The sequence below is a fragment of the Pontibacter diazotrophicus genome (assembly GCF_003367245.1).
Taxonomy (GTDB): Bacteria; Bacteroidota; Bacteroidia; order Cytophagales; family Hymenobacteraceae; genus Pontibacter; species Pontibacter diazotrophicus.
In genome coordinates this window covers 93,771-117,466 of record NZ_QRGR01000015.1, presented here as the reverse complement: position 1 = coordinate 117,466, position 23,696 = coordinate 93,771, and the positions used below count along the sequence as shown (strand labels likewise).

Annotated in this window: 23 protein-coding genes; 19 read left to right on the top strand and 4 right to left on the bottom strand. The window is 47.5% G+C overall.

Annotation, left to right across the window (positions count from 1 at the left end):
* Window positions 1-12: 12 nt before the first annotated feature.
* From DXT99_RS14920 to DXT99_RS14905, 4 genes are all read left to right on the top strand, one after another.
* Window positions 13-729 (top strand): hypothetical protein, encoded by a 717-nt coding sequence (locus DXT99_RS14920; protein ID WP_115566369.1) that lies wholly within the window; start codon window positions 13-15, stop codon window positions 727-729.
* A gap of 183 nt (window positions 730-912) precedes the next feature.
* A complete protein-coding gene (gene fumC, locus DXT99_RS14915) occupies window positions 913-2,310 on the top strand; it encodes a class II fumarate hydratase (protein WP_115566368.1) in 1,398 nt (465 codons plus the stop codon).
* 145 nt (window positions 2,311-2,455) lie between these two features.
* Entirely contained in the window at window positions 2,456-3,421 is a 966-nt protein-coding gene (gene rlmF / locus DXT99_RS14910; protein ID WP_115566367.1) for a 23S rRNA (adenine(1618)-N(6))-methyltransferase RlmF, read from the top strand.
* A gap of 227 nt (window positions 3,422-3,648) precedes the next feature.
* Window positions 3,649-4,671, top strand: coding sequence for a hypothetical protein (locus DXT99_RS14905; RefSeq protein ID WP_115566366.1), 1,023 nt, complete (start codon window positions 3,649-3,651; stop codon window positions 4,669-4,671).
* A 404-nt stretch (window positions 4,672-5,075) separates the two neighbouring features.
* Here the strand turns inward: DXT99_RS14905 and DXT99_RS14900 are convergent, their stop codons facing one another.
* Complete coding sequence (locus DXT99_RS14900) at window positions 5,076-5,519, bottom strand: hypothetical protein (protein ID WP_115566365.1); 444 nt, start codon at window positions 5,517-5,519, stop codon at window positions 5,076-5,078.
* A gap of 446 nt (window positions 5,520-5,965) precedes the next feature.
* Here DXT99_RS14900 and DXT99_RS14895 point away from each other — a divergent pair, with 446 nt between their 5' ends.
* The 5 genes from DXT99_RS14895 (at window position 5,966) to DXT99_RS14875 (ending at window position 8,147) form a co-directional block, all read left to right on the top strand.
* A complete protein-coding gene (locus DXT99_RS14895; protein ID WP_115566364.1) occupies window positions 5,966-6,175 on the top strand; it encodes an alkylphosphonate utilization protein in 210 nt (69 codons plus the stop codon).
* 98 nt (window positions 6,176-6,273) lie between these two features.
* Window positions 6,274-6,672 (top strand): methionine-R-sulfoxide reductase, encoded by a 399-nt coding sequence (locus DXT99_RS14890; RefSeq protein WP_115566363.1) that lies wholly within the window; start codon window positions 6,274-6,276, stop codon window positions 6,670-6,672.
* 158 nt (window positions 6,673-6,830) lie between these two features.
* Window positions 6,831-7,211, top strand: a complete 381-nt coding sequence (locus DXT99_RS14885; protein ID WP_115566362.1) for a diacylglycerol kinase family protein — start codon at window positions 6,831-6,833, stop codon at window positions 7,209-7,211.
* Window positions 7,212-7,273: 62 nt separating this feature from the next.
* Entirely contained in the window at window positions 7,274-7,669 is a 396-nt protein-coding gene (locus tag DXT99_RS14880; protein WP_246000744.1) for a DUF6970 domain-containing protein, read from the top strand.
* Window position 7,670: 1 nt separating this feature from the next.
* Window positions 7,671-8,147: a DinB family protein gene (locus DXT99_RS14875; protein WP_115566361.1), complete on the top strand. Its 477-nt coding sequence runs from the start codon at window positions 7,671-7,673 to the stop codon at window positions 8,145-8,147.
* A 202-nt stretch (window positions 8,148-8,349) separates the two neighbouring features.
* Here the strand turns inward: DXT99_RS14875 and DXT99_RS14870 are convergent, their stop codons facing one another.
* Window positions 8,350-9,135, bottom strand: a complete 786-nt coding sequence (locus tag DXT99_RS14870) for a DUF4382 domain-containing protein (RefSeq protein ID WP_115566418.1) — start codon at window positions 9,133-9,135, stop codon at window positions 8,350-8,352.
* Window positions 9,136-9,317: 182 nt separating this feature from the next.
* Entirely contained in the window at window positions 9,318-12,341 is a 3,024-nt protein-coding gene (locus DXT99_RS14865) for an AsmA-like C-terminal region-containing protein (protein WP_115566360.1), read from the bottom strand.
* 144 nt (window positions 12,342-12,485) lie between these two features.
* Between DXT99_RS14865 and DXT99_RS14860 the strand changes: the two genes are divergently transcribed.
* From DXT99_RS14860 to DXT99_RS14845, 4 genes are all read left to right on the top strand, one after another.
* Window positions 12,486-13,499 (top strand): PorP/SprF family type IX secretion system membrane protein, encoded by a 1,014-nt coding sequence (locus tag DXT99_RS14860; protein ID WP_115566359.1) that lies wholly within the window; start codon window positions 12,486-12,488, stop codon window positions 13,497-13,499.
* A gap of 63 nt (window positions 13,500-13,562) precedes the next feature.
* On the top strand, window positions 13,563-14,792 hold the full coding sequence (gldJ, locus tag DXT99_RS14855) for a gliding motility lipoprotein GldJ (protein WP_115566358.1): 1,230 nt from the start codon (window positions 13,563-13,565) through the stop codon (window positions 14,790-14,792).
* Window positions 14,793-14,876: 84 nt separating this feature from the next.
* The gene (locus tag DXT99_RS14850; protein ID WP_115566357.1) at window positions 14,877-15,353 is read left to right on the top strand and encodes a DUF4265 domain-containing protein; all 477 of its coding nucleotides are present in this window, start codon (window positions 14,877-14,879) and stop codon (window positions 15,351-15,353) included.
* A gap of 424 nt (window positions 15,354-15,777) precedes the next feature.
* On the top strand, window positions 15,778-16,707 hold the full coding sequence (locus DXT99_RS14845) for an alpha/beta hydrolase (protein WP_115566356.1): 930 nt from the start codon (window positions 15,778-15,780) through the stop codon (window positions 16,705-16,707).
* Window positions 16,708-16,839: 132 nt separating this feature from the next.
* Here the strand turns inward: DXT99_RS14845 and DXT99_RS14840 are convergent, their stop codons facing one another.
* On the bottom strand, window positions 16,840-17,526 hold the full coding sequence (locus tag DXT99_RS14840; RefSeq protein ID WP_246000742.1) for a ComF family protein: 687 nt from the start codon (window positions 17,524-17,526) through the stop codon (window positions 16,840-16,842).
* Between the two features lie 93 nt (window positions 17,527-17,619).
* On the opposite strand from DXT99_RS14840, the gene DXT99_RS14835 reads away from it, so the two are divergent.
* The 6 genes from DXT99_RS14835 (at window position 17,620) to ybeY (ending at window position 23,696) form a co-directional block, all read left to right on the top strand.
* Window positions 17,620-17,973, top strand: coding sequence for a carboxymuconolactone decarboxylase family protein (locus DXT99_RS14835; RefSeq protein ID WP_115566355.1), 354 nt, complete (start codon window positions 17,620-17,622; stop codon window positions 17,971-17,973).
* Between the two features lie 92 nt (window positions 17,974-18,065).
* On the top strand, window positions 18,066-18,416 hold the full coding sequence (locus DXT99_RS14830; RefSeq protein ID WP_115566354.1) for a hypothetical protein: 351 nt from the start codon (window positions 18,066-18,068) through the stop codon (window positions 18,414-18,416).
* A gap of 196 nt (window positions 18,417-18,612) precedes the next feature.
* The gene (locus DXT99_RS14825) at window positions 18,613-19,374 is read left to right on the top strand and encodes an exodeoxyribonuclease III (protein WP_115566353.1); all 762 of its coding nucleotides are present in this window, start codon (window positions 18,613-18,615) and stop codon (window positions 19,372-19,374) included.
* A 146-nt stretch (window positions 19,375-19,520) separates the two neighbouring features.
* Window positions 19,521-22,829 (top strand): DUF4175 family protein, encoded by a 3,309-nt coding sequence (locus DXT99_RS14820; RefSeq protein WP_115566352.1) that lies wholly within the window; start codon window positions 19,521-19,523, stop codon window positions 22,827-22,829.
* 29 nt (window positions 22,830-22,858) lie between these two features.
* Window positions 22,859-23,284: an ATP-binding protein gene (locus DXT99_RS14815; RefSeq protein WP_115566351.1), complete on the top strand. Its 426-nt coding sequence runs from the start codon at window positions 22,859-22,861 to the stop codon at window positions 23,282-23,284.
* Window positions 23,268-23,696, top strand: a complete 429-nt coding sequence (gene ybeY, locus DXT99_RS14810; RefSeq protein WP_115566350.1) for an rRNA maturation RNase YbeY — start codon at window positions 23,268-23,270, stop codon at window positions 23,694-23,696. The genes DXT99_RS14815 and ybeY overlap by 17 nt, the downstream gene beginning before the upstream one ends.

Here is a 23,696-nt window from a genome sequence, read left to right as displayed (position 1 = left end):
AACCCTTTCCCTATGCTGGAAATTATCAAGAGTTTACTGATTGCCTTTTTTGCAGTGGCAGTGCTGCTGCCCGTTGTCCGCTATGCTTTACGCAGGCTGTCGCCGGCACAGCATACTGCTGCCATGCCAGCAGACGATCTGAAGTACATCCAAAAGCAGGAGCTGAAGCTGACAGTTGCCTATTTCTTTTTTGCCGCCATCTTAACGGTATTCAGTGCCGGTGTTCTGGCACTCCTTTCCAGCATCATCCATGCTTCTGAGGAACACCTGTTTGTAATGACGCCAAACTTCAGGGCGTTTTTTGCACCAGGTTTGCTGCTTGGCCTCACGCTGGCGGTGCTGCCACTGCGTATTGTGCAAAGTGCGGTATTAGGCAATGATTATGAGCTTTATCAATCCTACACCCAACAGGTAGAAGGGCAGCACTCTACTCGTGTATATAGCATCCTGCTACTTGTGCTGCTGGTTGTCTCAGGCATCGTCACGTTTTATGCGCTGCGCTGGCATGTAACTATAGACCAGAACGAGGTTCAGGCTACCAACCTGCTGCTGGAGCAGCGCGCTTACGACATGCAGGAAATTGAGAGTATCCAGTATTTGGGAGCTGAGGGCGAATACCTTGTTTCCTTCACCGACCAAACAAACATCAACACCACTTACCTCAAACCTGTGCAGTTGGAAATGATTGCTTTGCTGGCAGAGCGATCAGGTAAAAGGGTGATTCGGTAAAGAATTTTCTACAACAGGCATGTTTATTCTAATTGGTGTCAGCCATTTTTGCTGCATCCTTTTAAGCCATTCCTGCTCCTATGCGTAAGGAATAAAGCAGCCAATGGCTTGCCCGCATCTTATGGAATAATTTCATAGTTTTGCCACAGACACATGTTCCTTTAATCTAATAGATAAAACTATATGCAAGTTCGTGTAGAAAAAGACACCATGGGGCCTATAGAGGTACCTGCAGAAAAATACTGGGGCGCGCAGACACAGCGCTCAAAAGAGAACTTCACCATCGGCGGACAGACGATGCCGAAAGAGGTGATTCAGGCTTTCGCTATCCTTAAAAAATCTGCTGCACAGGCGAATGCCCAGTTAGGTGTGTTGGCGCAGGACAAAGCCGACATCATTAGCGAAGTTTGTGATGAAATACTGGCCGGGAATCTTGACGATGAGTTTCCGCTGGTAGTATGGCAGACAGGTTCTGGCACACAGTCGAACATGAACGTGAACGAGGTGGTGGCCAATCGTGCGCACGTATTGCTGGGCGGCGACCTGATGGACGAGAAGAAGAAGATTCACCCGAATGACGACGTGAACAAATCGCAGTCTTCGAACGACACCTTCCCGACGGCCATGCACATTGCAGGCTACAAGAAGGTGGTGGAGCACACGCTGCCCATGATTCAGAAGCTGCGCGACACGCTGCACGGCAAGTCGGAGGAGTTTATGGATGTGGTGAAGATTGGCCGCACGCACCTGATGGATGCAACGCCGCTGACGCTGGGCCAAGAGCTATCCGGCTATGTAGCGCAGCTGGAATATGGCATGAAGGCACTTCGCAACACCCTGGAGCACCTGAGCACGCTGGCATTGGGCGGTTCCGCTGTAGGTACAGGCCTTAACACGCCGGAAGGCTATGCCGAACTGGTAGCCCAGAAAATATCTGAGTTTGCCGGCCATGAATTTATTACGGCACCTAACAAGTTCGAGGCGCTTGCTGCCCATGATGCCATTGTAGAAACTTCCGGTGCTTTAAAGCAACTGGCCGTAAGCCTGATGAAGATCGCCAATGACATCCGTTTGCTGGCGTCAGGCCCACGTTCTGGTATTGCCGAGATCCTGATTCCAGAAAATGAGCCAGGTTCTTCTATTATGCCGGGTAAAGTAAACCCAACACAGGCGGAGGCCATGACCATGGTTTGCGCCCAGGTAATCGGAAATGATGTGGCTATCTCTGTAGGCGGCATGAACGGCCACTTTGAGTTGAACGTGTTTAAGCCGGTGATGATCTACAACCTGCTGATGAGCGCCCAATTGATCGGCGACGCCTGCGACTCCTTCGACAAGCACTGTGCTGTAGGTATTGAGCCAAACAGAGAGAAGATCAAAGACAACCTGGAGAACTCGCTGATGCTGGTAACCGCCCTGAACCCACACATCGGCTACGACAACGCTGCCAAAATCGCGAAGAAAGCTCACAAAGAAGGTACTACGCTTCGCAAAGCCGCCATCGACCTTGGCTTGCTTACAAACGAGCAGTACGATGAGTGGGTGAAGCCGGAGGATATGATTGGTAGTTTGAAGAAGTAGAATTTACGTATTACGATACACGTAGCACGACACACGACAATTAGTGAAAACTTAAATTATGCGTTCTGCTATATAAACAGAAGAGCAGCTCTGCTTTAGAGCTGCTCTTCTGTTTATATTTTGTAATAGAAGAAAACCTGCCGCCATGCCCCCTCAAAAAAAGAAAACCCATCCAAAAGAAAAACCGGGTTTACACCCGCGTAACAGGCACCGGGCGCGCTATGATTTTAAGCAGCTTGTGGCGAGTTGCCCTGCATTAGGGCCCTTTGTGAAGTTGAATGCCTATCAGGATGCCTCCGTGGATTTCTTTGATCCCAAAGCCGTCAAAATGCTGAACAAGGCACTGCTGGCGCACTTCTACGGCATAAATAATTGGGACATCCCACCCAATTATTTATGCCCGCCCATACCTGGCAGAGCTGATTATATACATCATGCCGCCGATTTGCTGGCCGCTGCCAACCAGGGGCAAATTCCTACGGGCAGCAAAATCACGTGCCTGGATGTTGGCGTGGGGGCAAGCTGCGTGTACCCCATCATCGGCAACAAAGAATATGGCTGGTCCTTTATAGGGGCCGATATTGACCCTGTTTCCATTGCTTCGGCAAACACAATAGTCGAATCAAATCCTGCTTTGAAAGGTAAAGTGGAACTGCGGCTACAAAAGAATCCGCGGGATATTTTCCAGGGAATCATCAAAAAGGAGGAGCGAATCGATCTGACAGTATGTAACCCTCCGTTTCATGCCTCCCTGGCAGAGGCACAGGCGGGAACAGTGCGCAAGTTATCGAACCTGAAGCAACAGAAAATTGCGAAGCCAACGCTTAACTTTGGTGGTCAGAAAGCAGAATTGTGGTGCGAAGGAGGGGAGAGGCGATTTGTGACGGATATGGCTTACCAGAGCAGGCAGTTCGCCGCTTCATGCTTTTGGTTTACGACATTGGTTTCAAAGCAAATTAACCTTAAAAGTTTGTACCAGGCACTAAAGCAGGTGGAGGCGCTGGAGGTGAAAACAGTACCCATGAGCCAGGGAAATAAGACAAGCCGACTCGTCGCCTGGACCTTCCTTAGCCAGGAGCAACAGCAGATATGGATTAAGGCCAGGTGGTGATAAAGTAGTATTCAGCAAACGCTGTCCATTCTTACTGGCTATTGCAGCAAAGTTCATAAATACATCCCGAGGCTATAGTAGTATCTGCTTTAATAAATAAATGTTTGCCTAATATTTATACTAGCGATGTTGCTAATAAATTTTTACTTTTCTGCCGTTCTTGGGTCTGGGTAACAACAATCGAAATAAATCTTAAAAGCCTTCATGCCATACATAAGGCACACAAAATGAAACAACACTACCGCTACAACTATATTCTATATCTTCTGGTAATGTCTTTCGCATTTTCATGCAAGCAAAAAGAGACGCAGCCCGATCTGGACGCGATTGAAACTGCCATGGGCAAGGAGGAAGCTCCCGCAGCAGTGGACAGCAGTATACAAACAGCGGCTGAAGAGGCTAATGAAGCGCTGATACGGGAGTGCACCACTTATCTGGAAGAGTGGGAGAAGCTGAATGCTACCAAGGCAGCATTCTATACCACGGTTGTTTTGCCAAAGGCTTTGGCCAACCCGGAGCTTCCGGAGCAGAACAGAGTTTTTTTGCTGGCCCTGGAAACATACCTGAACCAGTCGGTAGAAGAAGCGCGCGCGGTACCCACCACAGAGCAGCTCCTGTTTCCCATTTTTAAGTTGGAGGAGAAGGAGCTTGGCATTTTCGGTTTCCCGGCTTATGACCACACAAACGAATCTTTTATAGACATCTCCGCTGAAAACAAGATACTAACCAGCAGCAGGCTGACAGCTACAATAGATAGTACAGCTATAGACAAGGTGGTTTTTCACACGGAGCTGGCAGATTCTCTGTTCAGGAACACAGACCAAACGTTTACCGCTTTCACTACCGGAAGAAAAGTGCAGACAAAAGTGGTCAACTTTGGTTCCTACGCTGGTGAGTGCTTAGAATACTACAACTACCTGATAGACAGCCAGCCCTTTAAAGCCACGGATAAAGTGCTCTTCGGAAGCAGGTACAACCTGGACCTGACCTACAAGCATTACCCGGCAATTGATGCGCAGCTGCAGCGTCAGGTTAAAAAGGAGTGTGAAGATTGCCCGAACAGCAGAGAACAGGAGAAAACCTTTGCTGCACTTAAAGGAGTAGATGACATTTACTTTACCTATGCAGATACTTTCCCATTAAACAATGAGTTAGAGACTCCTCTAAGAGGCTTAGTGATGAAAATGGGCAGTAAGATAGTTTACTTATGGTATGCAGAAGTAGATCTGTTTGGCTGTAGTTGTTTGTAACGGATGCGCCTCTAGCCAATAAAGCATACCTGCTGGAGAAATCCCGGCCAAAGCGATAAATAGAAAGCAGCTAAGCTATAGTTTATCAGTGCATCAAACTATGGCTTAGCTGCTTCTTATTTACAACCTAAAACAATACATACCTAAACAGGAAGGGGTAAGGTACCTGCTTCTGGTCTTGCTATTCTATGCTTCGTGGCCACTTCTTGAATCGCCTATGAGCATGTTTAAATTTTGTTTTAAAAGCGAAACTGGGTGATTCCAGGTTCTGACAAGGCTCGTTTTGATATAACTCCATCGCTATAGCGCGAAAATGGAACATCCCGATTCAATCGGTAAAGCTGCCGTCAGGTTCTAAGAGCACACAATTTCAGCTTAAAGTATATAGTTTAAACATGCGCTTACTATAGATTCAGGTAATACTCAAAACCTGCAGTTTCCCATTTGGTTTTGTCTGTTGCTTTCACCTGCATCGTTCCATTGGAGGTTAGGGTAACATTTTTCAGTTTGTAGAACCCCTCTTTCAGGTTTTCTGGTATAGTTAACCCCTCCACTTTCGCCTGGTCCGGCAGGCTGCCTCCATCACCGGTAGTAACTGTTTCAAGAACCTCAATGGATTTCATTGGGCAGAAGTACAGCACCATCTTACCCTGTCTCTTCTCTAACCGAACAGGAGATAAGTTGGCTGTCACTGTTTCACCGTGAGACAGTTTTTCTTCCCGCATTCTCTTCTGCAAAACTTCTGGCTGCGACGAAGAAGTAACGATTACCTGCCTTGGCTCTCTGGCACCTGAAGGTTGATCCTTGGCACCAAACAAATTTCTAAAGAAAGTTGTGTACATGTTCATAGTGCTTAAGCTTTAAAATATTGAAAAAAAAATTCTGAAGGATCTTCGTCTCAGACAGTCATCAGGTCCAGGTATTTACCTATTAGTTCCAGGAAAATGTCTCTTTCAATTGAGAACGAAGATGCCTCTGCTCTTGTTCTTTCCTGCGCCTCATAAGTGACTAGCTATGAGATTTTTGGGGTGAACGAAGCGAAATTAAAAGTAAAGAGTATCTTATGTTATAGCTGACAATGAAGACCTTACGTGGTGCTGCGAAAAAACAAGAAAATTTAGTTTGAGAGGTCGGTCATTTACCTCCCGGAAAGGCCTGATCCGCTGACATTCAAAGTGAATACTTTTTTATGTGAAACCTGCCACCGGATGCAACGAGCATTGCTTCTCCTCTTCTGCAATAAAATATCCCATTCTCAGAGAATTGCTACCTTTGGCGCTAAACAAGTAAAGTAATGGAAGCAAAAGACAGCAACGGCAACATCCTCAACGACGGTGATGCTGTACACGTTATCAAAGATTTGAAGGTAAAAGGCATGCCGACCACCCTTAAGAGAGGGAATGTGATCAAGAACATTCGTTTGACGAATAGCTCTGATGAGGTAGAGTGCCGCATTGGCAAAAGCCAGGTAGTGCTAAAAACCATGTACCTGAAGAAAGCCTAGGTATAAACTGGCTGGTTCCGCCATGCTGTCAGCTCAAACCCTTTTGGTCGTTTATATGTTTATATTTTAAATGTAGTACCGCATAAAAACAGAAATCTATGAAAGTAGCGAAAGACCCATCAGAATATAGTAAGCTTACACCAGAAGAAGCACGCATCATTGTAAACAAAGGCACCGAATACCCGGGAACAGGGGAGTATGAGCACAACAAAGCAGAAGGTGTATACTTGTGCAAGCGCTGCAACAATCCGCTTTATACCTCAGAGTATAAATTTGATTCTCACTGCGGCTGGCCAAGCTTCGACGATGAGATAACCGGAGCCGTGAAGCGCGTGCCGGATGCCGACGGCCGCCGCACCGAGATTGTGTGCGCTAACTGCGAGGCACATCTGGGCCACGTATTCGCCGGCGAATACCTGACGCCAAAGAACATACGCCACTGCGTAAACTCACTATCCATGAAGTTTGTGCCGGTAGAGGAACTGGAGAAGCAATAAAACAGCAGGGCAAAAGGCAGATGGGAAAACTCATCTGCCTTTTGTTTTTACAGAAAGCAGTATGCTTCACTGGCTTCATAAAGAGGAGACGGTAACTTTATACTTCCTGTACAAGTAGAATCCTAGCATACGTATTTAGCACCATCCAAACCGATAAAATGCGCCGACCTTCCTTTTTTAGCACCCGCTACAACAGTTTTAAGTTTGCGTTCAAAGGTATGACTGCCGTTTTCCGGACCGAACCGAACATGCACCTCCATGTGCTGGCAAGCATCATTGTGTTTGTAATGGCCTATCGCTTTGAGGTAACGCGCACGGAGTGGTGCCTGCTCATCTTCTGTGTTGGCTTAGTATGGATGGCAGAAATCTTTAATACCTCTATTGAAACACTCGTTAACCTCGTTTCGCCGGAGTACGATATTCTGGCTGGCAAAACCAAGGATTTAGCGGCAGGAGCCGTGCTAATGGCAGCAATAACAGCGGCCATTATTGGCTTGGTTGTGTTTGTACCCTATTGGGAAGCCTACATAAATGGTTAATTCAGCAGGTTTTCATATAAGGACAGGTTTATTACCTTTGCTATGCTAAAAGAAAAGGCACTATGGCAAAAGCAGGCACTATGGTTTGGGCATTTACATTAGCTGCAGTTGTAACAATGGCTGCCTGCAAACCGGGCGTGTCGCCGATAATATCAGAGGCTGCTACCGCCAATGCACAGGGAGCCCCATGGCTGAACCGGATGATTCAGCAGATGCAGGAGGAAGCTACTGCGAATCCACCTGCCAAAGTCTACCGCTATACTTACAATGACCAGGAGGTATACTATGTCACGGGCCGCTGCTGCGATGTGCCGGGTAAGGTATACGACATGTACGGAAACGTGATCTGTGAACCGGATGGCGGTATAACGGGTAGGGGAGACGGCCGCTGCCCCGACTTTTTTGAGCAGCGAAAAGACGAAACTTTAATTTGGGAAGATAAACGAGAACAAAACTAAAATGACTGGAAACGACGTACTGAAGAACCTATCAGAATACAATATCTGGGCAAACAAGACAATGCTGGACGTATTTAGCAGCCTGCCGGAAGTACCGGAGAATGCGGCACGCCTGTTTAGCCACGCCCTGAACGCACAGGCCATCTGGATTGCCCGCATCACCGGCACTGAGAGCCCTGTAAAAGTATGGCAGGAGCATAACCTGGAAGAGCTGAAGAAGCTGCACGAGTACTCTTCTTATAAAATAGCAGAACTGGCGCAGAATGCCGATGAGGCAGAATTCAACCGCCTGATTGACTACAGCAACAGCCTCGGCAACAAATACAGTACCCGCGTGCTGGATATTCTGACGCATGCCTTCAACCACGCCACCTACCACCGTGCCCAAACGGCCACCGACCTGCGCAAGAACGGCCATACGCCACCAAACACAGACTACGTAACCTATGTGCGTGAGCTGATGGGGCAGGTTTTTTAGTTTTTAGACGAAGGACTGTTGGACAAAGGATAAAAGATGAAGTAGGCCATTTCTGATAACCTGGTTTCTTCATAGACATTATATAAGACATATAACATAAAAGGAGCTCTTCTGCCTGAAGAGCTCCTTTTATGTTATCGGATTAAACCTTTGTCTATTAGTCCTTCATCCTTTGTCAAATAATCCTTTATCAGGCGTCAGCTTAATGCACCAGTTCTACTGTACCTAGATCTTTGATCTGGTCCTGCGTTACGCTTACGTTTTCAACCGTCTTGTCGTGTGCTTCGTCTTCTGTATAGAATTTAACAGTATAGGTACCCGCACGCACGCCTTTGATGATGAAGTCGCCGTTTTCGTTGGCAAAGCCTCCAATAGTATCGTTTGCCGCTGAAATTACATAAATGCCCGGCATGTAATCGGCTGGTGTTACCTTGCCTTTTATACCACCCGCAATGGCCTGTGTAATCGTCCGCACCACCGGCTTCAGGTTGTAAGCCCCGTTTCCTCTGGCCACAACCGATTTGGCTGCATCAAAATCCAGGAGCACCATATAGGTTACGTCGCTCTCCAGGTCTGCATTCAACTGTAGTTTTAAACCGGATGTCTGGCCGCTGGGGGTTTTCAAGTCTACCGCTGTACCATCCTTTAGCCTCAGCGAGTTGTTATCGCCAAGAACAAGCCTGATCTGTGAGATTCTGCCAGCCGGCAGGTTAGAGCTGGCCAGTAAGGTATCACGGCCATTGGCAAAGTCCAGCAGGTTATAGATGCCGGGATTTATCTCGTTCAGCGTTATCCAACCGGCTTCGTCGCCTGCGGCATCCTTGTGCACTTGCACCGATTGGATGTCCACGTTCACCTCTGCGTAGTCGCCGGGGGAGTCGGTTAAGCGAACTTCCATCCTGGCAGTGCCTGTGTCGCTGTCACTGTCGCATGAGCTGAAGCCAATCAGGCCGCTCAACAGAAAAGGAATGATGTACTTTCTTTTCATAAGAATTGGATTAAAATAAATCGCTTTAGTGTTAAATCGCATCCAGTATACGTGAATACAATAAATAGTTGCACTAATATATATAAATTTAAAAATAAAAGCCAGCGGTACAAGTGTACCGCTGGCTTTTATTTTTAAATCCTTCTTCTGGTAAGTCATGCCTTACCCTGTGGCAAAGGCTGCTAGTTACCTGTCTTAGTTGTATCTGTTGGTGTGGCCGCCGGTTTTGTGATTTGCTTCAGAAATCCGCCTACTCTATCAGTGGCTTGTTTCTTGATTTGCTGCTCTGCTTCGTTGCGCTTCTTCTCCAGTTCCTGTTGTGCCTGGCGCTCCACCTCCTGTTTTCTGCGGTTCAGCTCGGCCTGCACAGTATCCTGTAACTGCTGCTTGCGCTCATCCACTTCCTGCTTGGCCTGCTCCAACTTGTTCTGCACCGCATCCTGCACTACGTTGGCCGCTTGCTCTTTTACAGAGCCGCCTGCCAGCGCAACCTTCGGGTCAGACACCGTACCACCAATGTTCAGGTTCAGGGTGATGCGCTCTGAGGCAGACAGACTCTCATTCCCTATCATGTTGGCAAGGCGCGTATTCAATTCACGGCCTACTTTGCCTGTTGGCACGTTCAGGGTTGTTACATAATCAATGTTCCCGCTTGCATCGTTTGAACCGCCTACTTTCATGTCTACGTTTCCTACATTCAGCTCAAATGGCTTCACTACCAGCTTACCATCCACAATCTGAGCGTCAATCACCTTGTTCTCGATAACAAAGTTTTTTAACTCCTGTATATTCGTCAGGTTACTAATCTTGTCTACAATGGCTACATCACCCACAGCGGCTCTAAGCACGCGAATCACTCCTTCACCATCCAGTGTGTTAAATACCGGTATCATGTCCTGCCCAAGCTCTCCGGCAAAAGCGAAGTTAGTGGAGAACTTACCCTCCAGCACAGCTGCAATCGGTGCCAGTGCCTGTATGGTGTTAAAGGAGTTGAAGGCATCCTTAAAGCTCAGATTCTGAATGTCCAGGTTCATGTCGAACAGTGGCTGCTGCAGGCTTTGTGTGTTATAGCTACCGTTGGTGGCAAAAGTCGCTCCCAGTGTATTGAAAGTTACTTTGTTCAGCCTGGCTATTTTATCCTTTACCTGTACCTGCCCACTTACATTGTTCAGCTTCAGGTTATCGTAAAGCACCTGCTTGGCATCAATGTTCAGCGCCACATCCAGGTTGGCTGGCACTTCTACTACACCCTCTGAGGCAGTATCTTCAACTGGCTCTCCGGTATTCTCATCCACCATCCACTCGTTTACATCAAACAGATTGGAGCTGATGTTAAACGTGCCACGCAACGGCTGATCTTCTGCCAGTGCATAACCTATGTAGTTCGAAAGGCTGCCATTGGCCTGTATATCGCTCTTGCCAAGGTTACCAGTCATATTCTGGAGGTTGATGCGCTCGTTGTTGAACGTGGCATTGGCCTGGTTAATTTTGATGCCCTGTGGCAAATCAGTGCTCACAAAGCTGAGGTCGTTAACTGCCATTGTACCGTTGGCGGTGATGTTGTTATACTTTTCAGCCTCTATGTCGCTCATTTTGCCTTTGGCGGCTACATCCGCATTGATACGGCCGGAAAGGGTCATATCCTCCAGCGGGAAGATCGTTGTAAGCTTCGTAAGGTCCAGTATACCTTTGATGCGGCCATCAAAAGCAGGCTGATCAATGCCTTGTACCAGCATATTACCCTCCAACGGCTCGCCATCCAGATTCATGTTAAAGCGTTCGATGTTGATGCGGGTATCGTCGGTATTACCGGTGGTGTTCCGGATGTTCGTTACCATGTTCAGGTCTTGGATCGGCGCCGGAAACTCTTCTGACTTCACATAGCCGTTAGTTAGGTTCATGTCGGCGTCTATTACCGGCATACTTGTTTCAGAGTAAGTACCCTTGGCATCGGCATCTACTTTCAGCAGGCCGCGCAGGGTCATACCTTCCACGGGGAACACCTTGGTCATTTCTGCCAGGTCGATGTTCGCTTTCACGTTTCCATCTACCTGCATCACACTGTCCAGGCCTGCTATCACTACTTTCGCATCCACCGGATTCTTACCGAGGTCGAGGTGGAACTGGCGCACTTCTACATTGGTGTTGGCCAATTCTCCGTCTTTGCTGTCCACGCTCATGTCCACGTTGATGTTGCGGGCAGCCTCCGGCAGGTCCGGGTACTTAAACATACCGTCAATCACCTTCAGGTCCACACCATAACCAGGCATCAATGTATCGTTCATGCGGCCTTTCATATAGCCGTCAAAGCTTAGCTTGCCTTCTGTATTGATGTCATCGAACTGCTCGCTGTACATACCGGGTACCACCGACAGCACATTGCGGAAATCTGTTTCTGTGGCTGTAAAGGTCAGGTCCATGTCAATGTTCTCTTCCGGCATCAGGATGGTACCGTCAAACTTAAACGGAAACTCGTTGATGCGAATGTTGTTGTCCTTGAAAGTGTAGAGGTACTGATTCAGATCCATCGCCATGGTGACATCGGCATTCAGCCTGGCGTTCTGTATATAGTTGGTGCCATCATACGTCATCACAAAGCGGTCTGCCGTGGTGTGCGACTCCATATCGAACACATCCTGCTCAAAGTCGCCGCTACCGGTGTGGTTCACGTTATAGGCTGCCATACCAAACGGTATGCTCAGGTCATCGTAATAGAGCGTGCCGTTGTTCACTTCCCAGCCTTTAATGGCCATCCTGAAATCGCTGGCAGCCGTATCAGACGGAGTTTCAACTGCAATACTGTCCTCTAACATAATGTCCCAGTTCGCTTTTCCGCTCTTCAGCACAATAAGCCGTATAACGGGTTCGTCTAAGGTAATAGAGTTCACCTTCAGCTCGTCCCCTGAAACGACGCTCATCAGGTTGAGTCCCATCCGGAAGGAGGGGATACGAGCCAGCGTATCGGTGGCGAAGGAGTCTTTACCGATAACAGACAGGTTGTCTACGCCCAGCGACAGGTTCGGGAAGTCGCGGAAAAGCGAAAGGCTTACGTCATCTGTTTCGTAGAGCACACGAGCGTCAATATTCTTGGCTATTTCTTTGTCGAGGGCTTGCTTGATTTTATCTTTGAACAGAACAGGCACTATCGCCGCTGTGATAAGAAGCAGGGCCAGAAAGATAAAAAAGCCGATTACTACTTTTTTCATATAGTTGGTTGGTTAATTCAGTCGTTCTTCAAATATAGAAGCTATTCTATTCACTTTAATAGCTAAAACCGTGCTAATTATGTGTAGCTCCTTAAGGAATGATTTCTTTATAATAGCGTTGCGGTTAGATTGTTTGGTATAGGCATGGGTTTAAAAAAGATATTTCTGCTATATGGGTGCTGCCTGTGGACTTTTATTGCCGGGGCACAGGATGTACAGCTTACACAACAGTATGCTAACCGAATTTACCTGAATCCTGCTTTTGCGGGCATTAACAGCGACTGGAGCATTAGGCTGGCGCACCGTAACCAGTGGCCTGCCCTCAATGGCTCCTTCATCACGAACCAACTTGCCGCCGATTACAGGCTACCAGATACAAAGAGCGCCGTAAGCCTGCTGGTGCTGCAGGACCGTGCCGGGGTAGGAGGCTTGCAGAAATGGCAGCTCACAGGTGGCTATGCCTACCACACTAACCTCACAGAAAATTGGGCTATGTCGGCAGGCCTGCAGGCAAGTGTGGCTTCGCTACGCGTAAATTTTGATAACCTGGTGTTCGGTGATCAGTTATCGGACAATGGGCAGGTAGCTGTGACCTCGGCAGAGGCCAACAGCTTTGAGCCAAGCTATTATATTGATTTCACCGTAGGCGGCCTGGTATACTCTGATCAGTTTTGGGCAGGCCTTACGGCGGCACACCTGAACAGGCCCGGCTACGGATTTAACCAGGAAACGGAATTACCAGTCCAATTCACGGCCATAATGGGATATAAATTTTATGCAAAATCTTACGAAGAGCGGGGCCAGTTGTTTGAACTTAGCTTCTCACCCACGGCCACATTCATCCATCAACAAAATTTAAACCGCTTAGATTTAGGCATATATACTAATTACACACCTCTGACGTTAGGGTTTATATATCGAGGAATTCCGGTAACTGGCGGAACTAACCAGGACCAAACCTTGTCCATCATAGCAGGCCTGCAGCTGAAGAACTTCAGGATTGGCTATAGCCACGATGTTGGCATACAGGGATTTAGTGAAGAAGCTGGCGGTGCGAACGAAATTTCACTTGTTTTTGAACCTGCTGATTTAAATAATCTGTTCAAAGGCCGCTCAAGGCGTAAATTAAACAGAAACATTGTTTGTCCAGCATTCTGATTTTAGTTATAATTGCACATTAAACTACGTTACAAGAACCTTATCTTAATTGGGTACTAATTTATGAAGTTGATTAAGTATTTATCAGTAGCAGTTGTAGGAGGCTTTCTCCTCGGATCCTGCTCTAAGGGAGGCCAACCAACCAGCACGAATCCCGGCGCCTACAGTAGCGCAACAGGTATCGAGTATGGCGAGGATGAAGAAGCTTTCGATGTTCCTGAGTATGCTGAGTTCCCACAAGGACCAGGCCTCGTATTCATCGAAGGTGGCCGTACGGTGCTTGGCTCTATGGAGGAAGATATCGCCATGACACGTGACAACGTGGAGCGTACTGTAACGGTGGCTTCATTCTATATGGATGAAACTGAAGTAGCAAACATCCACTGGCTGGAGTACCTGCATTACCTGAAGAAGGACTCTCTGCCGGAAGTATACCAGGCGGCCTTGCCAGACACAACTGTTTGGTCGCGCCAGCTGTCTTTCAACGACCCTTACGTAACGTATTACCTGCGCTACCCAGGCTTCCGTTTCTTCCCGGTCGTAGGCGTAAGCTGGTTACAGGCAAATGACTTCTGTATCTGGCGCACAGCGAAGGTGAACGAAAACTTTGCCGCCCAGGAATCTGGCGGTGGCCGCAGGGGCTTGTTTGGCCGTGGCGGTGGAAATGAAGAGCCAGCAGAGGGCACAGCACCGTCCATCGAGTCTGGTCTTGTGTTGCCGAACTACCGTCTCCCAACAGAGGCTGAGTGGGAATATGCTGCACAGGCCATGATTGGTACACAATACACAGAAGACGAAAACCAGAACAACCGTCGCCTTTACCCTTGGGACGGACACCAGGTGCGTAACCCGTATGGCAAGGAAATGGGTAAGTTCATGGCTAACTTCAAGCGTGGCCGCGGTGACTATGCCGGTATCGCCGGTTCTTTAAACGACGGTGCCATGATCACAGACTATATCTACAGCTACCCGCCAAACGACTTCGGTCTGTATAACATGGCCGGTAACGTAAACGAGTGGGTGCAGGACATCTACCGTCCGCTGTCTTACCAGGATGTAGAGGATCTGAACCCATTCCGTAGAGACGGATACCTGGATGATGCTGAGAACTACGACTCAAGCGAAGGTTTCCACTCGCTGGTAAACGATGAGGTTCGCGTATTCAAAGGCGGTTCATGGAAAGACGTAGCATACTGGTTATCTCCTGGTACACGCCGCTTCATGGCACAGGATTCTGCCACTGCTACTATCGGTTTCCGTTGCGCTATGATAAACGCTGGCTCAAACAGATAAGCATTCGCAAATCAAATATTGATAAGCAAAAAGCCCGGAAGCAGTTCCGGGCTTTTTGCTTTATAAAAAACTTACTTACTATATATGAGCGAACAGGAAAAACCGCATAAAATTCTCTTCCGGTTTAACAGCAGCCTCTTCGGAAGAGAAATGGTCGAAGCGCTGTGGGCGCTGGAAGTAGATGCCAACCAGGGACTATACAAGATAGATAGTATCCCGTACTACGTGCCGCTCATCGCCACAGAAGACATTGTGCGGGCAACCTATAATAAGATGGAGGAGGGTCTGCTTTACCAGGAAACCGTTACGCCCTCCGGTAACTCTACCATCCAGGTGATTCGGCAAAACGAGGATACGCCGCTGCTGGACCTGCGGAAGCAATTCGCGGAGGTAGGGTGCGTATCAGTGGAAGTGAACGAAGATTTCTTTGTGCTGGAGGTGCCAGCCAATGTAAATTATGCTGTGGTAAAAGATAAACTGGATGAACTGGAGCAGCAGGAGGAGATAGAGTACGCAGAACCGAGCCTGTCGGATATACATCGGGAGCAGACAAGTTTGTAAAGCCTGAACTGTTTCCTGCTTTAGTATGATAAGTCAAGGTGCATTTAAAACAACCACAAGCTATAGTCCCAGCGGGACGATATGTTTATAGAAAAACCAGTACCTCATTTTTAGCTCCAGCGGAGCGGCCTGTTTGATTATTGTAAACAGGCCGCTCCGCTGGAGCTAGTTTGCTTTAAGGTTTTCTGGCTATCAACAGGTCGTCCCGCCAGGACTTTAAACGTGCTCTAATCTGATTACGCTTAGCAGCAGTCATTTAAAGTCTCTACATAAGAAACACCCTGATAGTCCTTCTTTTTTCGAAGCCTGCTACTTCTCTTTCGACAGGAGCAGCTCAGCCAAAGTACAAACAACCTTGTTCTGCTGATTAGCGTGAAATACCTTAAAAACCGCTACTGCTGTTTAATCATAACATAGAGAACAAATGAGACTAAACAAGAAGCTCTTCCTGATAACTGTACCTATTGTATCCTCTATCGCGCTTTATAAATGGGAAACCTGGAAAACAGGATTACTGAAAGCACTTATAAAAAGGGAGAAGAACAAAGGCAGCATTACAAAGTTTGCCAAAAGATATCCTGATCCGCCTAAAAGTCTCCTCAGAAAGTATCCGTTTGATAAAATAGATATAAATGGTGCGCTAGGTTATTGGATAAACAAGGAAAAAGCTCCTAATGGTGTGCTGGTGTATTTGCATGGCGGAGGCTACGTATTTGGCCCTATAGAAGTACAGTGGAAATACATTGCCAATATGAGCAGGGCAGCAGACATGGCTGCTATTGTGGTAGATTATAAAATGGCGCCTGACTTTCCTTATCCGAAGGGCTTACATGATGTGGAGAACATTATATCCACGCTGCAGGCAGAGGGTGCCCTTCCTGAAAACTACTACCTGCTAGGCGACAGTGCAGGAGGAGGCATGGCAGTGTCTGTTACTAACCGGTTAATAGATAAAAAAGCGCCGCTTCCTAGAAAGCTTATCCTGATGTCTCCGTGGCTGGACCTTTCTATGAGCAACCCTGCCATAAAATTGACAGCCGATGAAGAGATCATGCTGCCTCTGGAGGAAGTGAAGCGTTCTGCAAGTAAGTATGCGCAACAAAATAACCTAAAGGATCCGATGATTTCACCAATCTATGGGAATGTAAAAGGACTGCCTCCTGTACTTATTCAAATTGGCACCGCTGAACTGTTTTTATGGGACAACCGAAAATTTGTTCAAAAACTTACAGAGGCAAACGTGGAAGTGAAGTATGAAGAATACAATGAGATGTTCCACGTATTTGCGCTGGTACACATCCTCAAGGAAGGTAAAAAAGCCATGAAGTCGCAGTTAGATTTCATTAGAGCATAAATGGCAGCAACAATGTTCCTCTGCTGAATGCTTCATAACAGGGAGTTCCTGGCGAGCATAAGCAATAGCAGCGAACGTGAGCAGTGCAGCAACAGGCTGTCTTGTTAAGCCTGACACAGGCTTCTTCAAATCTTATGCCGCGGCAATGGTAACCACGCTCACTTCTGCAGCGCCTGCTTCCAACAAAGCCACTGCACAGGCTTCCAGCGTCGCACCTGTCGTCATCACATCATCTACCAAAAGCACACGCTTGCCTTGCACCACTTGTGGCTGCTGCACCTGAAATACCTGTTCCACATTTTGCCAGCGGTCCAGCCTGTTCTTACGAGTCTGGGTGGAGGTGTCGATGGTTCTTAATAAGGCCCTGGCATTATGAGGAAGTTGCATGGCCTGAGCCAAACCCGTTGAGAAGCTCTCGGCCTGATTATAGCCACGGCGGCGCAGTTTATATTTATGCAGCGGTACCGGCACCACCACATCAAACTGCTCCGGATAGTAATGGTCGGAGAGGAGGGAGCCATACCGCTGCCCCAGGTGCTCACCCAGTTCCTTTGCTCCCCTATACTTTAGCTTGTGCAAGAGCCGCTGCACCCTGCCCTTCGGCATAAAGTGCAGGTAGGAGAAAGCGAACCGCACCGGCACCTTGCCCCAAAACCTGCGCTGCAGCGGGTTCAGTTCTGTTGCCCCATACACATGCGAGTCTGTGTAAGGTAGCTTCACGCTGCATTTGGTGCAGATGTACTTCTCCCCGCGTGCCATAGCACCGTCGCAGGCGTAGCAACTCTTCGGGAACAACAGCGAAACCAGGTCATCGAACATTGGCAGGGAACTACGGTTTAAGGTATTATGGTTAACTTTGCGTAAATAATCATATACTTTTTGAAAGCTTAACAAGCAATAACAAACATCAAAATGGGCTTAGTAGAAGAATTCAACGACTACCGCACGCGCATGAACGAGCGCATTATGTCTTACGACAATAAAGTAATAAAACGTTTTTTCAACCTCGACACCAACACCTACATGGAAGGTGCCCTGGATGTGAAAACAAAGGAAATGCTGGGCCTTGTGGCTTCTATGGTACTGCGCTGCGACGACTGCATTAAGTACCACGTGGGCAAATGCCACGAAGAGGGCGTAACCGACGAACAGATAATGGAGGTGTTCTCCATCGCCAACCTCGTGGGCGGTTCCATTGTGATTCCACATTTCAGAAGAGCCGTGGAATATTGGGAAGAGCTGAAAGAGCGGGGGAGCGCAGAGTAAAATAATTGCTGATTGTTTGTTGTTGATTGTTTGTGTGATAAGTAAACAATTTTACAAGACTAACAATCAGCAACTAACAATTAACTATCAACATGAAATTTGACTCCGACAATTTAGAACATAACTGGACGCAGCTGCGGGCTTCGCTGATGAAGCAGTTCGGTAAAAAGCCGGATATGAACGCTATCCTTTTTCTGATAGGAATACAGGAACTGGGAATCGGCATCCGGGAGTTTACAAAAGAAGAAAAGCAGGACCTGATGCACATCGCCACCTGCAAAGTATTCAGCCTGTCCGGTTACTACGAATACACCGGCACCGACGAGGAAGGCTGGCCACATTATAAAGCTGTAAAAACAATTCCATTCGCCAACTTAAGAGAGCAGGAAAATATGCTCAAATGGCACGTAATTGAGTATTTTAACCAATCTGAAGAATTTTAAATTGAATCACGTAGCACGTATTTTGTAGCACGATTAAATAATACTTTACTCTTAGCTTGTTTACATGAGTTTTAAAACATTGTCTCTTGTTCTTATTTCGTCACTTCTGCTTTTAACAAAAGACACAGGCAAAAGAGTAAAATCGTGATACGAGATACGTGCTACCTGATACGCATTTCGTGATTCAAAAAAAAACATGAAAATCATTACCTATAATGTGAACGGCATTCGTGCCGCGCTTACCAAAGGCTTTGGCGACTGGCTTAAGGCTGCAAACCCGGATGTGCTGTGCCTGCAGGAGATTAAAGCCGACGAGTCTAAATTCGACAAGGAGTTTTTTGAGCAGATGGGTTACCACGTGTACCTGCACCCGGCAGTAAAGAAAGGCTACAGCGGTGTGGCTATTTTGTCTAAAGAAAAACCGAAGCACGTGGAAGTGGGCTGCGGCATGGAGTGTTATGATGTAGAGGGCCGGGTACTGCGCGCTGATTTCGAAGATGTGTCGGTGATGAGCGTGTATATGCCTTCCGGCTCCAGCGGTGACGAGCGCCAGGGATTCAAGTTCAAATGGCTCGATGATTTTAACGGGTATATAAATGAACTGAAGCACCAACTGCCCGGTTTGATTATTAGCGGCGACTATAACATTTGCCATCAGGCGATTGATATTCATAATCCAAAGTCGAATGCAAACAGCTCAGGCTTTTTGCCGGAGGAGCGTACTTGGATAGGTCAGTTTATCGACAGCGGCTTTATTGACTCGTTCCGGCACTTCAATCCGGAGCCACACAACTACACATGGTGGAGTTATCGTGCCGGCGCACGCAACAAAAATCTTGGTTGGCGTATTGATTATAACATGGTTACTGAAAACCTGCGTGATAGGCTGAAGCGCGCCGCTATCCTGACCGAAGCGAAGCATTCAGACCATTGCCCGGTACTACTGGAACTGCACTAAGAAAAACATACTAAAGTAGAGGCAATCAGAGTTTATACTTTAGTGGCTTATTGCAATACATTTCGTACTTAACAGCAATACTTTAGCAGTATTTAGTTAACTTACCACTATAGCCGCCATGTGATAAAACCATAAGGAGAAACGACATGAAAGAAAAAGATGCACTCGATCAGTTGCTGCATCAGCTGCAGGAGTTCAAGCAGAAATTCTACCTTAACATGCTTTTGCGGGGTAGCATTTTCGCGGTTGGGCTCCTGTTGTCTATATATATAGTATATAGCCTGCTGGAGTATATGTTTTACTTCCCGCAGCTGGTACGCGGTTTTCTGCTATTCTCTTTTGTAGCCTTTGTTATCTATGTGTTTGTGCGGTGGATCGCACTACCCATGTCGGCACTGGCCAAACTTAAGAAAGTACTCACCGACGAACAGGCCGCGCAGCAGGTAGGTACCCATTACCCGGAGATAAAGGATAAACTTCTAAACGCCATCCAGCTACAGAACCTGGACCGCACCAACGAACTGATAGCAGCCAGTATCGCGCAGCGCACCGGCCAGATGGGCTCTTTCCGTTTCAAAGATGCCGTTACATACCGCGAAAACAGGCCATTGCTGAAGTATGTGGCCTTACCCGCACTTATTGCCTTGCTCATCGCAATGGTATATCCTACTATTTTTGTGCAGGGCACAGAGCGCATCATCAACTACAAAAGGCATTACGAGCCCCTGGCACCTTTTAGATTTGTAGTACAGAACGATCAGCTGCAAACTTTCCGGGGGGAGGACTTTGAGCTGAAGGTGGATGTAGAGGGCAAAGCCGTACCGAGTGAAGTCTTCATCAATTACAACGGCCGCCGCCAAAAGCTGAATACCAAAGCTGACGGCACCTACACCTACACTTTTAAGCAGATGCAGAAGCCGGTGGAGTTTCAACTGGAAGGCTCCGGCTTTATGTCGAATGACTATACCTTACAACTGCTCTCCAGGCCAAATCTGAAAGACTTCAGAATGGTGGTGCAGTACCCGGACTACCTGAAGCGGAAGCCGGAGGAGGTACAGAACACCGGCAATGCCAACGTACCCGAAGGCAGCACCGTTACATGGAACTTCTCTGCCACCGAAACTGATAACATCAATTTAGCCTTTGAAGCTCCTGAAGAAACCCTGACCGCCGGGAAAGATGGCAGCAGCTTTAGCACCAGCAAGCAGTTCAACCAAAGCCAGAACTACAGCATTAAGCTGAAGAACAAGCACAGCAGCAACAAGGAACAGATCAATTACCAGATCACCACCATTCCGGACCGCAACCCGCAAATAAGCATAGAGCAGTACCAGGACACGGCGCTGTATACTTACACTATTTTGGGCGGCGATGTGTCGGATGACTATGGCCTGACGCGCCTTGCCTTGTTCTACCGCGTTAACAACGATAAAAACTCAGAGGCAAAGTATAAGAGCCAGGCACTGCCGCTCAGTACGCAGCAGCTCAGCCAGACGTATTATCACCAGTGGAACACAGCTGCGCTCAACCTGCAGCCGGGTGACAAGCTGGAGTACTTTGTGCAGGTATGGGACAATGATGGCATCCATGGCCCTAAGAGCGCCCGCACCCGCACCTTTGAACTGAGAATGCCGGATAAGCGCGAACTCCAGAAGGAACTTGATAACAACTCACAGTCGGTGGCCAGCCAGATGAGCAAAACATTGAACAAGGCAACCCAGCTAAAGCAGGAGCTAGCAAAGTCGGAGGAGAAGATGAAGACCAAGCGTGACCTGAACTGGCAGGATAAAAAGCAGCTGGAGGAACTGATGGAGAAGAAAAAGCAACTGGAGCAGGATATCTCCTCTATGAAAGAACTGTTCGACCAGCTCAACAAAAAGCAGAACATGCTCAACGAGCCGGATAAGCAACTAGCGGAGAAAGCACAGGAACTGCAGAAGCTCATGAACGACCTGCTGGACCCTGAAACGAAGAAGCTCTACGAAGAACTGGAAAAGCTGCTGCAACAACAACAGCCAAACGACACCGAATTGCAGAAGCTCCTCAGCAAGATGGATAACAAGGAACGCAACCTCGAGCGCGAGTTGGAGCGGGCGTTAGAGCTGTTCAAACAACTTCAGTTTGAGCAGAAGCTTGACAACATCACGGATAAGTTGGAGGAGATGGCCAAAGAGCAGGAGCAATTAGCTGACAAAACGGAACAGCAGCAGGAAGACAACCAACAGCTGCAGGAAGAGCAAAAAGAGCTGCAGGAAGAGTTTGAGGATGTGAAGGAGCAAATGAAGGACCTGAAAGAGCTTAATGATAAGATGGAGCACCCCAACCAGATGAACGAGGAGCAGCAGGAACAGGATCAGGAAAGCATTGAGCAGGACATGCAGCAGGGACAGGAGCAACTACAGAAGCAGGAGAACAAAAAAGCCTCTGAGTCACAGAAGAAAGCAGGGGAGAAGATGGAGCAGATGGCCAAGCAGATGGAGCAGATGAGCAACAGCATGAGCATGGAAGGCATGGAGCAGAACCTGGACAACCTCCGCGACATCCTCGAGAACCTGATAAAACTGTCCTTCGACCAGGAGGACCTGATGAAGCAGTTCCGGGGCGTGAACCAGTCTGACCCGCGCTTTATTACCCTCTCACAGCAGCAGCTCAGCCTCCGCGACAATGCACAGGTAATAGAGGACAGCCTTTATGCCTTAGCCAAGAAAGTATTTCAAATTGAGTCTTTCGTAACGCGTGAAGTAACCGCCATGAACGAGAGCATGGACAACAGCATGAAGGAGCTTCGCGACCGAAATGTGGGCAAGGGCAATGTGCAACAGCAGTTGGCTATGACGAGCATGAACAACCTGGCGCTGATGCTGAACGATGCCATGAAGCAGATGCAACAGGCCATGCAGCAGATGGGCAATATGGCTGGCCAGCAAAAAGGAAATAAGCCCAAGCCAGGTGATATGGGAGAAATGCAGCAGCAATTGAACAAAAAAATGGAAGATCTGAAAAAAGGAGGCAAATCGGGTAAGGCACTTTCTGAAGAATTAGCTAAATTGGCTGCTGAGCAGGAGGCTCTCCGTAATGCGCTGAAAGAATTAGAGAAGCAAGGCCAAAAACCCGGTGAAAAGGGCCAAAACGGCGACCTGGGAAATATAAGTAAGATGATGGAACAAAGCGAGACTGATCTCGTTAATAAACGTTTGACCGAACAAACCATCATGCGACAGCGGGAAATACTGACCCGTTTACTGGAAGCAGAGAAGTCGGCAAAGGAGCGGGAATTGGACAATAAACGCGAGGCAAAAACGGCACAGGAAACTGACCGAAAAGTGCCGCCATCATTTGAGAAGTATTTCAAGGCAAAAGAGAAGCAGACAGAACTGCTAAAAACAATACCACCTGCACTTTCACCTTATTATAAGCAGAAGGTTAACGAGTATTTTCAAAGCATTAGTAAATAAACGCACCTAATTTACACTTAACGATTAATATGAATCAGGTTAAAATTCAGATTCCTTCCCTAATCGAGAACATCAGAGTAATTGAAAGCTTTATTGACAACTCAAGAGATGAATTTGAGTTTGAAGATGACATCTATGGCAACATCATGGTTGCTGTTACGGAATCTGTAAATAACGCTATCCGGCACGGGAACAAGTTTGACAAAGACAAAAACGTATACCTGACGTTACAGGTAGAGGATAATAAACTGTTTTTTGAGGTGGAGGATGAAGGTCCTGGCTTCGATTACGAGAACCTGCCGGATCCTACAGCTCCCGAGAACCTTGAAAGTCCTGGAGGCCGCGGTATCTTCTTAATGCGCAACCTCTGCGATGAGGTAAACTTTGCTGATAATGGCAAAAAGGTACAGCTGATATTTAATGTAATACCATCAGAGAATGGAACATCCAATTGAGTTTTTTAGCGAGGATATTGATTTTGAGCTAAAAAACCCAGACCAGGTTTCGGAATGGATCGCAACAGTAATAGAGCAACACGGACAAGAGCTAAGTAGCCTCACCTACGTTTTCTGCTCCGATGATTACCTCCACCAGATTAACGTGGAGTACCTTGATCACGATACCCTCACAGACATCATCACCTTCAATAATGCCGACGAAGAGGGCATTATTGAAGGTGATATTTTTATAAGCGTAGACCGGGTGCGCGACAACTCCGTTGAGTTAGGCATTTCTTTTGATGATGAACTTCACCGGGTCATCATTCACGGCGTACTTCACCTGCTTGGCTTCAGAGATAAGACTGAAGAGGAAGAAGGACTTATGCGCAAACAAGAAGATTCTTCCTTATCTTTGCGTAAATTTTAA